16 protein-coding genes and 1 pseudogene are annotated in these 15,254 nt (G+C 54.1%); 12 read left to right on the plus strand and 5 right to left on the minus strand.

The genetic code is table 11. The annotated features are described in order from the left end of the window. The first annotated feature begins 3 nt into the window (after positions 1–3). From trbL to ASN_RS09575, 5 genes are read left to right on the plus strand one after another with little or no spacing between them, the layout of a single operon-like run. Positions 4–1,404: a P-type conjugative transfer protein TrbL gene (gene trbL / locus ASN_RS09555; protein WP_058988035.1), complete on the plus strand. Its 1,401-nt coding sequence runs from the start codon at positions 4–6 to the stop codon at positions 1,402–1,404. Beyond that, positions 1,404–2,087 carry a conjugal transfer protein TrbF gene (gene trbF, locus ASN_RS09560; RefSeq protein WP_058988036.1) on the plus strand — a complete coding sequence of 228 codons (684 nt, stop codon included), beginning with the start codon at positions 1,404–1,406 and terminating at the stop codon, positions 2,085–2,087. The genes trbL and trbF overlap by 1 nt, the downstream gene beginning before the upstream one ends. After that, the gene (trbG, locus tag ASN_RS09565; RefSeq protein ID WP_058988037.1) at positions 2,084–3,085 is read left to right on the plus strand and encodes a P-type conjugative transfer protein TrbG; all 1,002 of its coding nucleotides are present in this window, start codon (positions 2,084–2,086) and stop codon (positions 3,083–3,085) included. Before trbF ends, trbG begins: the two co-directional genes overlap by 4 nt. Next, the gene (locus ASN_RS09570) at positions 3,082–4,257 is read left to right on the plus strand and encodes a TrbI/VirB10 family protein (protein ID WP_058988038.1); all 1,176 of its coding nucleotides are present in this window, start codon (positions 3,082–3,084) and stop codon (positions 4,255–4,257) included. The genes trbG and ASN_RS09570 overlap by 4 nt, the downstream gene beginning before the upstream one ends. Further along, the gene (locus ASN_RS09575; RefSeq protein WP_046899431.1) at positions 4,254–4,487 is read left to right on the plus strand and encodes a DUF2274 domain-containing protein; all 234 of its coding nucleotides are present in this window, start codon (positions 4,254–4,256) and stop codon (positions 4,485–4,487) included. Before ASN_RS09570 ends, ASN_RS09575 begins: the two co-directional genes overlap by 4 nt. A 2-nt stretch (positions 4,488–4,489) precedes the next feature. On the opposite strand, the gene ASN_RS09580 is transcribed toward ASN_RS09575, so the two are convergent. The 4 genes from ASN_RS09580 to ASN_RS09595 all read right to left on the minus strand — a co-directional run bounded on the left by ASN_RS09580 (position 4,490) and on the right by ASN_RS09595 (position 7,783). Continuing rightward, on the minus strand, positions 4,490–5,404 hold the full coding sequence (locus tag ASN_RS09580) for a LysR family transcriptional regulator (RefSeq protein WP_058988039.1): 915 nt from the start codon (positions 5,402–5,404) through the stop codon (positions 4,490–4,492). A gap of 71 nt (positions 5,405–5,475) precedes the next feature. Then, a complete protein-coding gene (locus ASN_RS09585; protein WP_046899429.1) occupies positions 5,476–6,216 on the minus strand; it encodes an SDR family oxidoreductase in 741 nt (246 codons plus the stop codon). A 47-nt stretch (positions 6,217–6,263) separates the two neighbouring features. Further along, positions 6,264–7,112, minus strand: coding sequence for an SDR family oxidoreductase (locus ASN_RS09590; RefSeq protein WP_058988040.1), 849 nt, complete (start codon positions 7,110–7,112; stop codon positions 6,264–6,266). A 68-nt stretch (positions 7,113–7,180) separates the two neighbouring features. Beyond that, positions 7,181–7,783, minus strand: a complete 603-nt coding sequence (locus ASN_RS09595) for a nuclear transport factor 2 family protein (RefSeq protein WP_058988041.1) — start codon at positions 7,781–7,783, stop codon at positions 7,181–7,183. 101 nt (positions 7,784–7,884) lie between these two features. On the opposite strand from ASN_RS09595, the gene ASN_RS09600 reads away from it, so the two are divergent. The 3 genes from ASN_RS09600 to ASN_RS09610 all read left to right on the plus strand — a co-directional run bounded on the left by ASN_RS09600 (position 7,885) and on the right by ASN_RS09610 (position 12,036). Further along, positions 7,885–8,835 (plus strand): LysR family transcriptional regulator, encoded by a 951-nt coding sequence (locus ASN_RS09600; protein ID WP_082666636.1) that lies wholly within the window; start codon positions 7,885–7,887, stop codon positions 8,833–8,835. A 447-nt stretch (positions 8,836–9,282) separates the two neighbouring features. Further along, entirely contained in the window at positions 9,283–10,563 is a 1,281-nt protein-coding gene (locus tag ASN_RS09605; RefSeq protein ID WP_058988042.1) for a hypothetical protein, read from the plus strand. A 99-nt stretch (positions 10,564–10,662) separates the two neighbouring features. Next, a complete protein-coding gene (locus ASN_RS09610; protein ID WP_082666637.1) occupies positions 10,663–12,036 on the plus strand; it encodes a Z1 domain-containing protein in 1,374 nt (457 codons plus the stop codon). Here ASN_RS09610 and ASN_RS18760 read toward each other — a convergent pair. Next, positions 12,029–12,783, minus strand: a protein-coding gene (locus ASN_RS18760; protein ID WP_099048343.1) for an IS5 family transposase whose coding sequence is annotated in 2 segments (ribosomal slippage) — positions 12,029–12,453 and positions 12,453–12,783 — 756 coding nt in all. Because the reading frame shifts where the segments join, the coding sequence is not laid out codon by codon here. The genes ASN_RS09610 and ASN_RS18760 overlap by 8 nt on opposite strands. Positions 12,784–12,949: 166 nt before the next feature. Between ASN_RS18760 and ASN_RS20560 the strand changes: the two are divergent. The 4 genes and pseudogenes from ASN_RS20560 to ASN_RS09640 all read left to right on the plus strand — a co-directional run. Beyond that, positions 12,950–13,021: pseudogene (locus ASN_RS20560) on the plus strand (hypothetical protein); the annotation flags it as partial. A gap of 6 nt (positions 13,022–13,027) precedes the next feature. Next, on the plus strand, positions 13,028–13,294 hold the full coding sequence (locus tag ASN_RS09625) for a hypothetical protein (RefSeq protein WP_231948163.1): 267 nt from the start codon (positions 13,028–13,030) through the stop codon (positions 13,292–13,294). 65 nt (positions 13,295–13,359) lie between these two features. Continuing rightward, positions 13,360–14,447 (plus strand): IS3 family transposase gene (locus ASN_RS09635; RefSeq protein WP_099048368.1). Its coding sequence is split into 2 segments (ribosomal slippage): positions 13,360–13,621 and positions 13,621–14,447, totalling 1,089 coding nucleotides; the frame shifts between segments, so codons are not numbered across the junction. 132 nt (positions 14,448–14,579) lie between these two features. Beyond that, a complete protein-coding gene (locus tag ASN_RS09640) occupies positions 14,580–14,927 on the plus strand; it encodes a hypothetical protein (RefSeq protein ID WP_197603273.1) in 348 nt (115 codons plus the stop codon). The last annotated feature ends 327 nt before the right edge of the window (positions 14,928–15,254 follow it).

Here is a 15,254-nt window from a genome sequence, read left to right on the forward strand (position 1 = left end):
GCGATGGCGAGCGATAATGTCGGGATCATCGATGGTTTCCTGAATACCTTCGAGACCACGATCGACAGCGGTTTCGGTCTGGTCCGGGGCAGCGTGGTGTCGCTCGCGGGCTCGCTCTCGGTGCTGGATATCGTGCTGGCCGGCCTGTTCTGGGCCTGGGCCGCCGACGAGGACATCGTTCAGCGCCTGGTGAAGAAGACACTCTATATCGGCTTTTTTGCCTTCGTCATCGACCATTTTAGCGGCCTGTCGGGGATCGTCTTTAACAGTTTTGCCGCTCTCGGCCTCAAGGCCGGGGGTGGCACGTTGGCCCTTGGGGATTTCATGCATCCTGGCCGGCTGGCCGCGACCGGGCTCGATGCCGCGCAGCCGCTTCTGGATGCGGCGAGTAAACTGGCGTTTTCATTCGGTGCCCTGGCCAGCATCGTGCAGATCCTCGTTCTGCTCCTGTGCTGGTTCATCGTGCTGGCGGCCTTCTTCATTTTTGCCGTTCAGCTCTTCGTCGCCATCGTCGAGTTCAAGCTCACATCACTCGCGGGCTTCGTGCTGATCCCGTTTGCCCTGTTCAACCGCACGGCCTTCCTGGCCGAGAAGGTGCTGGGCAATGTCGTCTCGTCCGGCGTGAAGATCATGGTGCTGGCGGTGATCTCCGCCATTGCCTCTGTGCTCTTCAAACAGTTCACGACGTCCTACGGGGATAGTGCGCCCACGATCGGCCAGGCGTTGTCCGTCGTGCTGGCGTCGCTCTGCATCGTGGGGCTCGCCGTTTTCGGTGGCTCTCTCGCGAACGGGCTGATCTCCGGCGCGCCCCAGCTTGGTGCCGGGGCAGCGGCCGGAACCGCGATGGCGGTGGGTGCAATGGGTGCTGCGGCTGTTGCCGCGCCCGCTGCCCTGGCGTCCGGGGGCGCTGCCGCGCTTGGTGCAACGGCGGCGGCCGCGCGAGGTGGGGCCGCCATCGCAGGGGCTGCTACCACTGCTTATTCCGTGGGGGCAGCCGGACAGACGGGCGCGGCGGGTATGGCAGCCGCCGCCGGCAATGTCGGTCGCGCTGCTGGCGGTGCTGCGGCGAACGCCGTGAAAGGTAAGGCTGGAGCAGCGGCTTCCTCCCTGAAAGAAAGTTATGCCGCCGGCGGTCGTTGGGCCGAACGCGGAATGGGCGGTAGCGCTGGTAATGATGGGAGTGACGGCGGAAGCGGCGGCGGTTCCGGTGCGGGACCACCAGACGGGGATGGCAATCCTGGTGGCGATGGCCCTGGCTCCCCGCCTGACGGCAAGCCGCCCCGCTGGGCACGGAGCATGAAGCGCCGCAACGCCGCGACCCATGCTGCCGAGGCCGCCCATATCATCCGCTCGGCCGATGGCGGCGGTGGAAGTTCCAGCATTGATCTGTCGGAGAAAGAATGATGTTCGGTCGTTCCACCTCACGCTACGGGACCACGCCCGAGCCGGTCACGCCCTATCAGAAAGCCGCGCAGGTGTGGGACAAACGCATCGGCTCTGCTCGCGTCCAGGCCCGCAACTGGCGACTGATGGCTTTTGGGGCATTAGTCCTGTCCGCTGGGCTCGGCGCGGGACTGGTCTGGCAATCGGCCCGTGGCACGGTTGTGCCCTGGGTCGTGCAGGTTGACCATCTGGGGCAGGCGCAGGTCGCGGCTCCGGCGACAGCGGGTTATACGCCTGCCGATCCGCAGATTGCTTGGTATCTTGCGCAGTTTATCGGCGATGTCCGTGGTTTGTCATCGGATGCTGTTGTGGTCCGGCACAACTGGCTGCGGGCCTATGATTTCACCACTGTTTCCGGAGCCGTGGCCCTGAATGATTACGCGCGGCTCAACGATCCGTTTTCGCGGATTGGCCGCGAGCAGGTCGAGGTGGACATCGCCTCAGTGATCCGGGCTTCTCCATCGAGCTTCCGTGTCGCCTGGACCGAGCGCCATTACCGTGATGGGGCATTCACCGGTAATGAGCATTGGACGGCCATCGTCTCGGTCGTGCTGCGGACGCCGCGCGATGCTGATCATCTGCGGAAAAACCCTCTCGGAATCTACGTCTCCGCCATCAACTGGTCGAAGGAGTTGGGCCAATGATCCGTCGTGCTCTTCGTTTTCTTCCTCTGCTTGTCCTGCCCCTGGCCGGATGCGCGCAGCAGTACCATCCGCCCGTCATCCGCTATGATGACGCGGCTCAGGCCGTGCGCCAGCCCGATCCGCCAAAACCGGTGCAGGTCGTGGAAGTCCCGAAAATCCTTCCTCTGCAGGGCCAGCTCAAGCCGCTTCCGTCGTTGCGGCGCAACCATCCTGCACCCGAGGCGGCCGATCCTACTGTGCGGGTGACCCAGGCCAATCTTGCCGCGCGCATCCAGCCGACGAGGGCCGGTTATGTGAATGCGGTGCAGATTTATCCCTATAGCGCGGGCGCGCTCTATCAGGTCTATGCCGCGCCCGGCGAAATCACCGACATCATGCTTCAGCCCGGCGAAAAGCTGGTCGGCACCGGGCCGGTCGCAGTGGGTGACACCGTACGCTGGATCGTGGGCGATACCACCAGTGGTGCGGGCACGACGAAGCGCGTGCATATTCTGGTCAAACCCACGCGGCCAGACCTGACGACCAACCTGATCGTCAATACCGACCGGCGGACCTACCTCGCCGAACTGTGGGCGACCTCCGCGACCTATATGGCATCGGTGTCGTGGGACTATCCCGAGGACGATCTGATTACTCTGCATCGGCAGGATGATGCGGCCGATGATGTTGCGCCGGTAGATGTAGGGTTAAAACTCGACGCGCTGAATTTCCGTTACGCCATCCAGCCGGTGAAGGGCGGGACACCGCCCTGGCTGCCCAGCCGGGTGTTTGACGATGGTCATAAGGTCTATATCGCCTTTCCATCGGGGATCGGGCAGGGAGAACTGCCGCCGCTCTTCGTGCTGGGCGCCGATGGCGGGCCGGAATTGGTCAATTACCGGGTTCGGCAGAACTGGATGATCGTGGACCGGTTGTTTGCCGCTGCCGAACTGCGCCTGGGAGACAAACACTCCGAGCAGCGTGTGCGGATCGTGCGGACGGATGGCAGGAAGTCATGAGCGGGGAGGTACAAACAGGCGAGGGTAATCCTGTCGCACCGGCAGCATCCCCGCCGCCCGATCTGCGCCTGCGGGCGGAACGCCCGCGTGTAGTGCGGCTGTCACGCACCGTGGTCTGGTCTCTGGGGGGTGTCGCCATGATCGCGGTGGCGTTCGCTCTGGGCTACGCGCTGGAAAACAGCCGCCAGTCGGCTCCTCCGACCGCCAGCCAGGATACGGATGCCCGTCCGTCCGCCGATGGTCTGGCCGGCCTGCCGTCCGATTATCTCGGCAAGGACGTGCCTAAGCTGGGACCAGCGCTGCCTGGTGATCTGGGGCATACCATTCTGAAAGCGCAGGAGCAGGGAAGGGCGGCGTCTGGCGGCGATGACCGGCGGGCTGCGCAGGAGGTGGAGGCTGCGATCGCCAGCAAATTGTTCGTGCAGACGGGGGACCGTGACAGGGGCAGCGAGCAGGCCCCACCCACGCCAGGTAATTCAGGCACGCAGGTGTCGGCAGTTCCTGCGACCGACGCACAATCTGGCAACCGCGCCTTTCTGGCGGGCCAGCCTGACCGCGCGACGACCAGCCTGGATCGCATCATGCCCCCGGCCTCGCCTTATATCCTCCAGGCGGGCACCGTCATCGCGGGGGCGCTGAACACGAAAATTAGCTCCGACCTGCCTGGCCAGATTACCGGGCATGTGACCCAGAACGTCTATGACAGCCCGACAGGCCGCTATCTTCTGATCCCGCAGGGGAGCGTGCTGTTCGGGGCCTATAACAGCGGGATATCCTTTGGTCAGCAGCGCACCCAGATCATCTGGACCCGGCTGATCTTCCCGAATGGTGACAGCCTGGTGCTGGAGAAGCTGCCCGGTGGCGACGCCACCGGCCAGTCCGGCCTGTCCGACGAGGTGAACAACCATTGGGGCCAGCTCTTCAAAGCCGCCATCGTGACCACGCTTCTCAGCGTGGGATCAGAGGCCGGAACCAGCCAGAGCGAGAACAATCTGGCCCAGGCCGTCCGTTCCGGGGCCAGCAATGGTTTCTCGATGGTTGGCAACCGGTTGATCGATCGCAGCCTGAACGTCCAGCCAACGCTCACCGACCGGCCAGGGCTTCCGTTTACGGTTCTTGTTGGACACGATCTGTTACTCAGGCCTTACCAGAATGGAGGACATCCACGATGACAGAGTTGAAGATAAAGGAACTTCCCGATGAAAAACCGGTGAAAATGAGCGTGGCGTTACCACCTGATGTTCATCGTAATCTGCTGGCTTATGCAGCACTTCTTTCTGGCAACGACGGGGTAATGGACCCGGCCCGGCTGGTCGCGCCCATGCTCCGTCAGTTCATGATGTCGGATAAGGGGTTCGCCAAGGCACGGAGAAAGGAGAAAAGTCATCTGTCAGGAAAATAGTTTCATGGCCGGCAGGCTTCGATATATCGGGCGAGGCTCCGGGCGCAGGGATTTTCATTGTCGGGTCGCCAGATAATCCCGAATTCCAGGTGAGAGGAACCGCCGGCGTCCCGGATTTCTATGATCTTGACATCATGCCCATGACGATCGCGGATCAGTGGCAACCACGAGGCGGGTAGCAGGGCGATGCCTTCGTTGTTCTGGACGAGTGCAACGATCCTGTTGCTGCCGATATCATGGCGTCGGATTTTTGGGCGGATCCCTGTTTCCCCGAGTTTGCGCTGGATGAGTTCCTCGAAATCCTGACCCGCGTTATCCCGTCCGATCAGGAATATATCGTGTCGTAGATCAGGCCATGAGATTTTACGCTGGTCTGCCAGTGTATGACTGACCGGGAGCGCCGCTACGATGCGGTCGCTCCACAGAGGCGTGACCCGCAGGGCTGGAGCCAGATTGCGACGTGTGACGACTGCGAAATCGATCTGCCCGCGCTGGAGGCGATGCAAAAGCCTTTTGCCTGTGCCCTCGGAATAACGGAAGACGATATCGGGATGTGTCGTGCGGAACTCCGCTGTGAAGGCGGAAAATCTTCCAGGCAGGACGCAGGTCTGGATGCCGACGGAGATCTGACCGTTTTCGCCCTTGCCCGTTCGCTGCGCGCGGGCGTTCATACCGGCCACGTTGTCCAGGACCGCCTGGGTCCAGCAGACGAACTCTCGACCGAACGTCGTCGTCGTCGTGCCGGCGGGAGAGCGGATGAATAAGGTGACATTCAGTCGCTCTTCAAGGTTGTGCAGTGACCGGCTCACGGCCGACTGTCGGGTGTTCAGGAAACGCGCCGCGCCGTGGATACTGCCGTACTCGGCGATTGCCCGCACGCACAGCAGTTGCCACAGATCAAATGGTGGTCGCCGCATGCCATTAACAAGTCCAGTGGAAGTGCTGTGTTGCCACTTCCATCTCCTTTGTATTTTAGGTTAAGGCGAATTCAGGATTGCTGCGCCGTTGGCCGAATGAGAATTTCGTTTACATCAACATTGGCAGGTTGAGTGACTGCGTACTCGATCGCGCGTGCAATGGCATCAGCATCGATAGCCGTGGAATACATCGCTTTTGCGGCTTCCGCGATTTTTGCGTCAGTGATGTGGTTGGGAAGCTCCGTGGTGACGGCTCCTGGAGAAATAATGGTGCTCCGGATTGCTGGACCCGCTTCCTGACGAAAGCCTTCCGAGATTGCCCGAACCGCGAACTTGGTGCCTGAATAAACAGCACTTCCCGGTCCAACGCGGTGGCCTGCTACCGACGAGACATTAACGATATGTCCTCTCCCCTGACGTTGCATAATCGGCAATGCTGCTCCGATACCATACAGCACACCTTTGATATTGACGTCGATCATGCGATCCCATTCATCGACTTTTACCTCGGCAAGAGGGCTGAGCAGCATGACGCCCGCATTGTTCACCAGGATGTCGAGAGCGCCGAATTTGGATATGGCGGTTTCGGCAAAGGCATCAACGCTCCCTCGATCCATCACATCAAGGTCGACTGCAAGTGCCTCTCCTCCTGTTAGAATTATATCGGCGGCAATGCGTTCCAGCCGCTCGAAGCGACGTGCACCCAGTACGATTTTGGCGCCTGCCTGACCGAGCCGACGGGCCGTAGCTTCACCAATACCACTGCTGGCACCTGTAATGGCGACGACCTTGCCTTTGATATTGTCTGTCATGATAATTCCTGACATGTTTTGCAGATGAGTATGAAACAGTGGTTTAGCTAGACACTTTCTTTGGTCTTCGTGTCATAATCTGCCGCGAAGGCGATATCCTTCTGCGCTTCAAGAGCGGTGAGCCGCTCTTGAAGCGCCTGATGCACAAGGTCATAGCCTTGGCCACCCAGGAGGAGCCGCCTCGGTGCAGGTGACAGGCCGACTGAATCGATCATTGCCTGCACCGCTTTTTTAGGGTCGAGCGTAGGCTGGTAACCACCGTTTGTCCGGGCTGTCCGGATCATCCCAGCAGGGGTCTCGTTATAGACGTTCATCGGGGGAGAAACGTCCATACTGCCGTGACCAAAGTTTGTGTTGGCGCCGGCTGGCTCAACCAAGGTAATCTCAATGCCAAAAGGTGCAGTTTCGGCAATGATACTTTCAAAAAAACCTTCAATGCCCCATTTCGTGGCGTGGTAGAGCGACAACGCGGGAAGAGATATTTGTCCTCCCATTGATGAAAGCTGCAGGATGCGCCCCCCACCTTGGTGGCGAAGATAAGGTAATACCGCACGCGTAAGCTGGATCGATCCGATGAGGTTGGTGTCGATTTCCCGTCGGATCTGATCGTCAGTTAGTTCTTCTGCAGCTCCGAAGACCGCATAACCCGCGTTGCTGACGACCACATCAATACGAGACAGATCGGCGAATGCCTTGTCGACAACTTTACGGAGCCTAACCGTGTCCGTGACATCAAGTGCTTCAACCCAAAGCTGATTTGCATATTGTTGTTTTAAATCCTCAAGCATCTCGGGTTTACGGAGCGTGGCGGCGACACGGTCGCCTTTTTCCAACAATTTTTCAACCATGATGCGGCCGAAGCCGGAGGACGTTCCAGTAATAAACCACGTCTTCATTTGTTCAAATCCTATGTAGAATTGTGGAATTATCGGATTTCAGGTTGTGGTTTTGTGAATTTATATGATTATGGATAAGATGGTGTTACTCGTGTCCACAAATCATTAAATGCGATGCTGTCAAAAAAAGCGGTAGCTTCTACGATTGTTCCATTTTTTATTTTAAGAAACCATGCGTATGTGTTGATGTAAGGTTTGCCGTCATTGGCTATACCTCGTCCGTCGAAATGAGCAATGACAGTATCTCCGTCACTGTAGATTCCAATGATGCGGGTCGGACGAAATTTTTCGCTGGACTTTGAAAAACGGGCACCAAAAGGGGTAAGGACTTTTGTAATCAATGCCGTCTTCCCAATAGTCGTGCCAGATACCAAAGAAGTTCCGGCGATTGTCCATTTGACAGTCTCAGAAAGGAGATTCAGTACGTCATCGTTGCCTGTCATCCATCCGTTTAATGCGGACCGCACTTTCGACTTGTTCGATATTATAGCGCTCGATGTATCTTGAGCGTCTGCACTCACACTGGCAAAGATGCCTGAAGCGATCCCGACTATACCTGTCTGCAGCATCCAGCGTCGTTTTTCGACCAGTTTCATCATATTTGGTTTCTCCCGCTTCAGGACGTGAAAATCGCTAGAAATTTCCTGAGTAGGGCCGTCTTGGCCCTTCATTCTTAACGGCTGCTGGAAATGATGTAGCAGGCAGATATTGAAGCGACTATATTCATTGTGCTACATAGATTTTGTCTCTTAGGTTCATAATGTGAGTGGCAATGGATCGAAGTCTTCTTGAAAACGTGGTCCAGTTTCTTGCCGTTGCTGAGACTCTGAGTTTCACGCAGGCTGCAAAAATTCTCCGTGTGACACCGACCGCAATCAGCAAATCCATTCGCAATCTTGAACGGCGGCACGGCGTTGTATTATTTCAACGTACGACGCGGCACGTCACTTTAACAGAAGCGGGCGTGGTTCTATTTCAGCAGCTTCGACATACTGTCGATGATGTGAACGTTGCCTTCCATGCTCTCAGCCATTTTCGTGACCGACCTTCCGGCACTCTACGGTTGACATTCCCACACCTGATTATGACAGTTCTTGTAAAACCTCTGCTTGTCGAATTCAGGAAAAAATATCCTGACGTCATCTTGGACCTCTCCCTAAACGAAGGGACAGTGGATATTGTTGCCGCCAATTACGACGCCGGAATACGGTTAGGTGAATCAATCGAACGAGATATGGTGGCGGTTCGTCTGACGCCAGCAATCGGATGGTCTGTTGTCGGTAGTCCTGCATATTTCGCCCGCGCAGGACGTCCTGAGACACCGCAGGAACTGACCGGGCATGAGGCCATTCTCTACCGTTTCGTGACATCCGGCCTGCCGCATAAATGGGAATTTAGTCACCAGGGGCGCGAGTTCTCGGTCGAAGTGCCAAGTCATCTCATTCTCAATGATCGTGCATCTGTCGTCTCGCTGGCTCGACAGGGACTGGGGCTTGCATATGTGTCTGATCTTGAGGTGAGGGAGGAACTTGCGAATGGGATGCTGGAGTCTGTGTTGCGAGAATTTGTTACGCCAGATGCAGGTCTCTTCCTTTATTTCCCGAGAAGATCCCAAACCCAACCAAAACTTCGTGCTTTTATTGACATTGCAGCTGAGATGACGGCGCGCCTAGAATTTCGTGAGCGTATGACGCTGCCTCGTCTTAGAGACCCGTCCATTTGAGAGGAGGGAGCGAAACAGGCGGTTGTTTTTCAGATTTAAGTAGATTAGCGAATAATAATAAACCCCCGAGTAAAAGCGTCCTAGTTCGGAGGGCAGGGGCTCGCCGATAGTATATGCGAAGTCATCAGATATATGCAGAAAAAAATATCATAAAAACAGTCTCGCAGATTTGATTTGTTCTTAAATTGCGATTGTCGCAATTTAAGCAGTAATCTTACCCCGCAACCAATTGCAGCTTTTGAAACCCCGCTAAGTCAACGGCTGAGCGGGGTTTTGCTATGCGTAAATTGAGGCCCTCTTCTGGAGAGCTGTTTAATTCCAGAGGCTTAGGAGAAATAAGTTCAAAGCGGGAGTGTCATACCGCGCAACCACTTGCGATTATCCGCATTGACGTGAACTGCTGTTACAATCAGGCTCAGAGCGAATGTAATTTTAGCTTCTGGACTGATGACCGACCTTATTCGAGACCTCATACTTCGCTGGCGGGACGATCCGGCAGGCACCTATCAGAGCTGGTTTTTGTGGGATGAGCGCCTCAAGAATTTCCGGTCTATCCGCCGCGGTCTGCAGCAAGTCGTTGCCGAGGTAACCGAGGGCACATTCGGGGTCGCCTATCGTGGCTCATCCCTGGAAACGGTCGTCCATTCAATTGCTGAACAGCGTCAGATTTTCAAGGGAGCGGATCATGCATTCCTGTGGAAGCCGAAGCTACGCATTCCCGATATCTATGAAAATCCTGCCAACCAGAAAGCATTCGGGCAGCTTCTCGATACCTGTCTGTGCTGCAATACCGAAGAGCATGTGGTCTCGGCCATTCATGCGATTGATGCCCGGAAGATAAAGGGACTGGGACCAGCCGTCGCCAATCTGCTGTATTTCCTGCACCCCACAATCATGCCGCCTTTCAATACGGCGATCGTGAAGGGCTATAATGCCCTGACCGGATCAAAGGTGAAACTGGGGCGAAGGGAGGAATATCTTGCCATGCGGCAGGGTATCCTGAAGCTGAATGCGACCTATCGTTCGCTGCTTTCCAATGATCTGGGCGCTATCGGAGGACTGCTGTTTGATCTCGGAAGCGGACGCTATACAGCGCCGCCTCTCGAGGATGACGAAACAGCGCGAAAACTCTGGGAAGCCGATCTTCATCAGGTGAGGGAGCAGAGCGCAAAAGAGACCCGGATCCTCGCTGCGGAGCGGGAAATGGATCATACCCATACCGAGATTCAGGGCTGGCTTCGCGATCTGGGACTTTCCCTAGGGTATGATGTCTGGATTGCGGCCAATGACCGCAGTCGTCCGTGGCAGGATGGCAAGTTGGGGGATGGCTGCCTGTCGGTATTGCCAGGGTTCACGACGGAAACGCAGGGAGCGGAATCCGTGCGCCTGATTGATGTCCTGTGGCTGGACCAGGAAAGCCACAAGATCGTTGCGGCATTCGAGGTCGAGCATTCAACGACCATCTATTCCGGCATCGTGCGGATGCTCGATCTTGCTCTCGGGTCAGAGGCGCAGGCTCTGGAGGGCCTGTTCCTTGTGGCACCAGACAAGCGGGAAGCCGATGTGCGGGAACAGTTGCGGCGACCGGCGTTCAGAAGGATTGCCGATCTGAAAGTCCGATATCTGCCTTATGGGGCGCTTGAGAAAGACCGCGAGGCAATCAGGCGCTTTGGTCACGGACTGAAGCCTATTAAGGAAATATCTCATCTTCTGGAGGTAGTGCAATAAAATTACAAATAAGCCATGTGAAGGCAGTATATAAAATAGCATGAGGGTGCTTTTTATTATCAGTGTGTAATTTATCAAAAGAGAGTTTAGGAGAGCGTAATGAGCATAGTTCTTAAAAAAAATGGTCAATTTTACAAACAATTCAAAGAAGAAAACCCAAAATTCAGCAAAGAAACTTTTCGTTGTGCAGAAGATGCGGTTGAGGCACTTTTAAATAAATCCACAACATCTGATCGACCAGGAATGCTTCTTGGTAAAGTTCAAAGTGGAAAAACGCGTACTTTTATTAGTGTTCTCGCACTGGCGTTCGACAATGGTTTTGATATTGCTATTGTTCTGAGCAAAAATTCTAAAGCATTAATTCAGCAGACTTATAAACGATTACGTAAAGATTTTGAGACTTTTGTTGATGAAAAAGAACTCGAAATATACGATATCATGAGTGCCCCCAGAAAATTTAGCAAGTTTGAGCTGGAGTCAAAATTAATATTTGTTGCCAAAAAGCAAGATGATAACTTGCAACGTTTGATTGATTTGTTCGAACTCCATAAGAGTATGGCTGATAAGAGGGTCATTATTGTTGATGATGAGGCCGATAGTGCATCAATAGGTTACTCAAGAAAAGGAGATATCAAAAATGCAAACAAGATCGCAATGCAAATTAGTGAACTACGCTCTCTAATTTCTCAAGTCTCTTTTCTTCAGGTTACAGCAACTCCATACTCACTATATTTGCAGCCAACAGAGGTAGAAGTTAGCAACGTGCTTGAATTCAAGCCCGTGCGGCCCGTTTTTACAAAGCTAGTTCCTGTACCGAAGGAGTATGTGGGCGGTGATACGTATTTTGGTGAACTATCTCGGGGCGCGGATGACACGCTGGAAAGTCTTATTCATTATCGCGTGGATCACTATGAATTCGATCGTCTAAAAAAATTTGATGGGCGCGTATTTAAACTAGAGGATTCTTTGGTTTCTCCAAAAATTGAAGGTTACCGCACAGCACTGATCACATTTATCGTCGGGAGTTGTATCCAGCGGATTAATGGCAGCAATGCCGGTAAAAATTCGAAGAAACTACTTTATTCCTTTCTGCTACATTCAGAGGCAGGAAAGAGTGCCCATGACTGGCAGGAACAGTTGACCAATGAACTTGTCCGACAACTCGTACAGGCCGCTAAGACCGGAAACGTGGTATTGCGGGACTTGATACAAACCTCATATGATGATTTGTCGCGTTCACTTAAATTAGATGATAAGCCCATACCAAGTTTTGAAGATGTATTCCGTGAGGTAGTTAAAGCACTTTCCGATGATTATATAACTATAACTAAGGTTAATTCGGAAGAAAATGTCATCGATATGCTTGATGATGCGGGACAACTTAAGCTTCGAAGTCCGTTGAATATCTTCTTGGGAGGCCAGGTTCTTGATCGCGGCATTACTTTGACTAATCTAGAGCGTGTCGTCAGTTAAGTAGGATAATGATTGAAGCGAACTGCACGGCTGCGAGGAAGGTCGATTTCAGCTTGTCGTAGCGTGTTGCGATAGCACGGAACTGCTTGAGTTTATTGAAGAACCGCTCGACAAGGTTCCGTTCGCGGTAGAGAGCGAAGTCGGTTTCCCGTTGGGTTGTTCTATTGCGTTTCGGCGGGATGACCGGAGTAATCCCGCGCTGTGTCAGCCGATCAATCAGTCTGTCCGCGTCATACGCCCTGTCGGCGAGGAAGGCATCCGGATCGATGTTTTCCAGCATCGGTTCCGCCTGGCTGATATCCGCATCCTGCCCCGGTGTGATGCCGAGTTCCACCGGATTGCCCAGAGCGTCGCAGATGGCATGGATCTTTGTCGTCAACCCGCCTCGTGATCGTCCGATGGCCTGATCCGCGCCCCTTTTTTGAGGGCTCCGGCACTATGCTGATGTGCCCGGACAATGGTGCTGTCGATCATCATGTATTCATTGTCGTGATCCGCGGCTAGATGGCGAAAGATCCTCTCAATAACACCGCTTTCACACCAGCGGCGCAGACGCCGATGCACGTTTTTCCAGTCTCCGAAACGGGCAGGAAGATCACGCCATGGAATGCCTGCGCGATAGCGATACAGCACGGCCTCCACGAACAGGCGGTTGTCCGCTGCTGTGCCGCCGACATGACCTTCACGACCGGGGAGAAGGTCTTTTATCCGTTCCCACTGATCGTTGCGTAAACCGTAGCGCCGCATCTGTTGCTCTCCCACAAAATCGGGAAAACAGTCAGCACAGGACGCCACAAAGTACAACCCTCACGTGCCATACTCAGCGCTTAACTGACGACACGCCGTAATAGGCTTTTATTATGGACGTCGTCCTAATAGATTCCAGCAAGATACGGTGCTACAGCATTCGCGTATGTACGGATATCGCCGGGATAATTTGGCCGTTACGAGATTTTACACTTCGCAGTCAATTCGTGCAGCTATGCAGCAAATGGAAGAATTTGATTCTACGTTACGTAAGGCTATTGAAACAGGTGCTGACAAGTCGGTGCAGTTTATCCGGCAAGGAAAGGACGGTACGATCGTACCATGTAGTCCTAATAAAATTTTAGTTTCCACTACGCAAACATTACGTCCGTACAAGCGTCTACTTCCGATAGGCTTCCAAACTGGTTATCGTACTGGCGCCAAAGGTATTGGCAAAACTATCGAACATTTAGATGCCGAGGTGGAGAAAATCGTGCAATTCGGTGGGTAATCCCCCCATAAAAAGAGTGGCTTTTGAATGAGAATTTTCTCAGCGTATGGAATGAGGAGATTCTGATGAAGAGTGATCGCTTTACTGACGCGCAGATCATGGGTGTGGTCCGTCAGGCTGAAGGTGGCGTCCCGGTTCCAGAGCTGTGCCGGGAGCATGGGATCAGCAATGCCACGTTTTACCGGTGGCGCGCGAAATATGGCGGCATGGATGCGTCTATGATCAGTCAGATGAAGGCTCTGGAAGAGGAGAACCGTCGGCTGAAGCGTATGTATGCGGATCTGAGCATGCAGACGGATATCCTGAAGGAAGCCCTTGGAAAAAAATGAAGAGGCCAGTCCAGCGCCGGGAACTGGCCGTAGAGGCTGTGGCGCATCACGGGGTCAGCATTGCGCTGGCCTGTCGGATTTTTGGGATATCGGAAACCTGCTTTCGCTATCGTCCGCGACTGGCAGCGGAGAACGACCGGATTGCCGCTCTTCTGGTGGGACTGACCCAGGCTCACAGGAGATGGGGATTTGGCCTGTGTTTCCTGTATCTACGTAATGTGCAGGGACAGCCCTGGAACCATAAGCGGGTTTATCGGATCTATCGGGAGCTGGAACTTAACCTGCGGATTAAACCCCGCAGACGTCTGGTTCGCGAAAAGCCTGAAAAACTTTCGGTTCCGACCCTTCCCAACACGGTCTGGTCCATGGATTTTATGGCAGACAGGCTTTTGGATGGACGCGCTTTTCGTCTCCTGAACATTCTGGATGACTTTAATCGTGAAGGACTGGCGATTGAGGTTGATTTTTCCTTGCCGGCCTGTCGGGTTGTCCGCTGTCTGGAACAGGTTATGGAGTGGCGCGGCAGGCCAGGGGCTATCAGAATGGATAATGGCCCTGAATATATCAGTCATACGTTGGTTTCATGGGCCGCAAAACAAGGAATTACCTTGATCTATACGCAACCGGGCAATCCGCAACAGAACGCCTATATCGAACGCTACAACAGAACAGTCCGGCAGGAATGGCTGGAGCAGTCTCTGTTTGAAAGCATTCAGGACGTACAGGAGGTCGCAACACAATGGCTCTGGACATATAACCATGACAGACCCAACATGGGGAACGGCGGGTTCACACCCGCTCAGAAACTAAAAGCAATTGCCTGAATTCTCAGTCAGAACCCCACTAAAAGTGGGGGGATTACCGGTGCACCTAAGCCAGTACTGGTCTCGGTAGAGGTGGCGCAGGGATTGCTACGTCAGATAGCATCTACATTGCTGTTCGAGGATGCAGATGACGTGTCTCCATTTGATTGGGAAGCCGCATGCGCTGCGATCGCTCATTTGAGCGCTCAGAACCCTGAAAAAAAACAGCGGGGAAAAATATGGTTATGGGCAGCCACAGGACGTAATTCGGCGCGTCTGGCAAGCTCCAGTTCGCACGCAAAGTATATTGAAACTCCAGACTCAGAGAAAACAGAAGGTCGACTTGCTAAGACTTACGCCATTGATACTCCAATTCTGTTTTTGTTGCGGCAGGAGGGAAAGGCCGACAAAGGCTGGCGAGACACGCCATTTTATTGGCCTGTGATCCGTGCGCAGGCTAATACGCCAACAGCGATCTTTGCTACCGATACCGTCGGCTAGAACAGATGCCGTTTGAATACGTGTATTCAAACAGGTGAAAATGCCCGTAAAAGTAATAAACGAGAGCATTTTCACCGAACCGGTTTTCGGCAGAAATGCTCTTGATATGGCGGTGGAATTTAAGAAAGGGGTGCATGATTTAGAAAACGGGTTATGCATAGGCATTGAAAATTCGATTAAAGCAAGCATCTAAAATTGATTGGTTTTCAAATTGGGATTGTCGCAATTTGAGAATTAATCCTGCCCCCGCAACCAGACGAAATCCATTTAAAAACAAATACTCAGCCGCCCCATGGGCGGCTTTCTGCGTTCCAGATACCCGCGCAG

The organism is Acetobacter senegalensis, assembly GCF_001499615.1.
GTDB lineage: Bacteria > Pseudomonadota > Alphaproteobacteria > Acetobacterales > Acetobacteraceae > Acetobacter > Acetobacter senegalensis.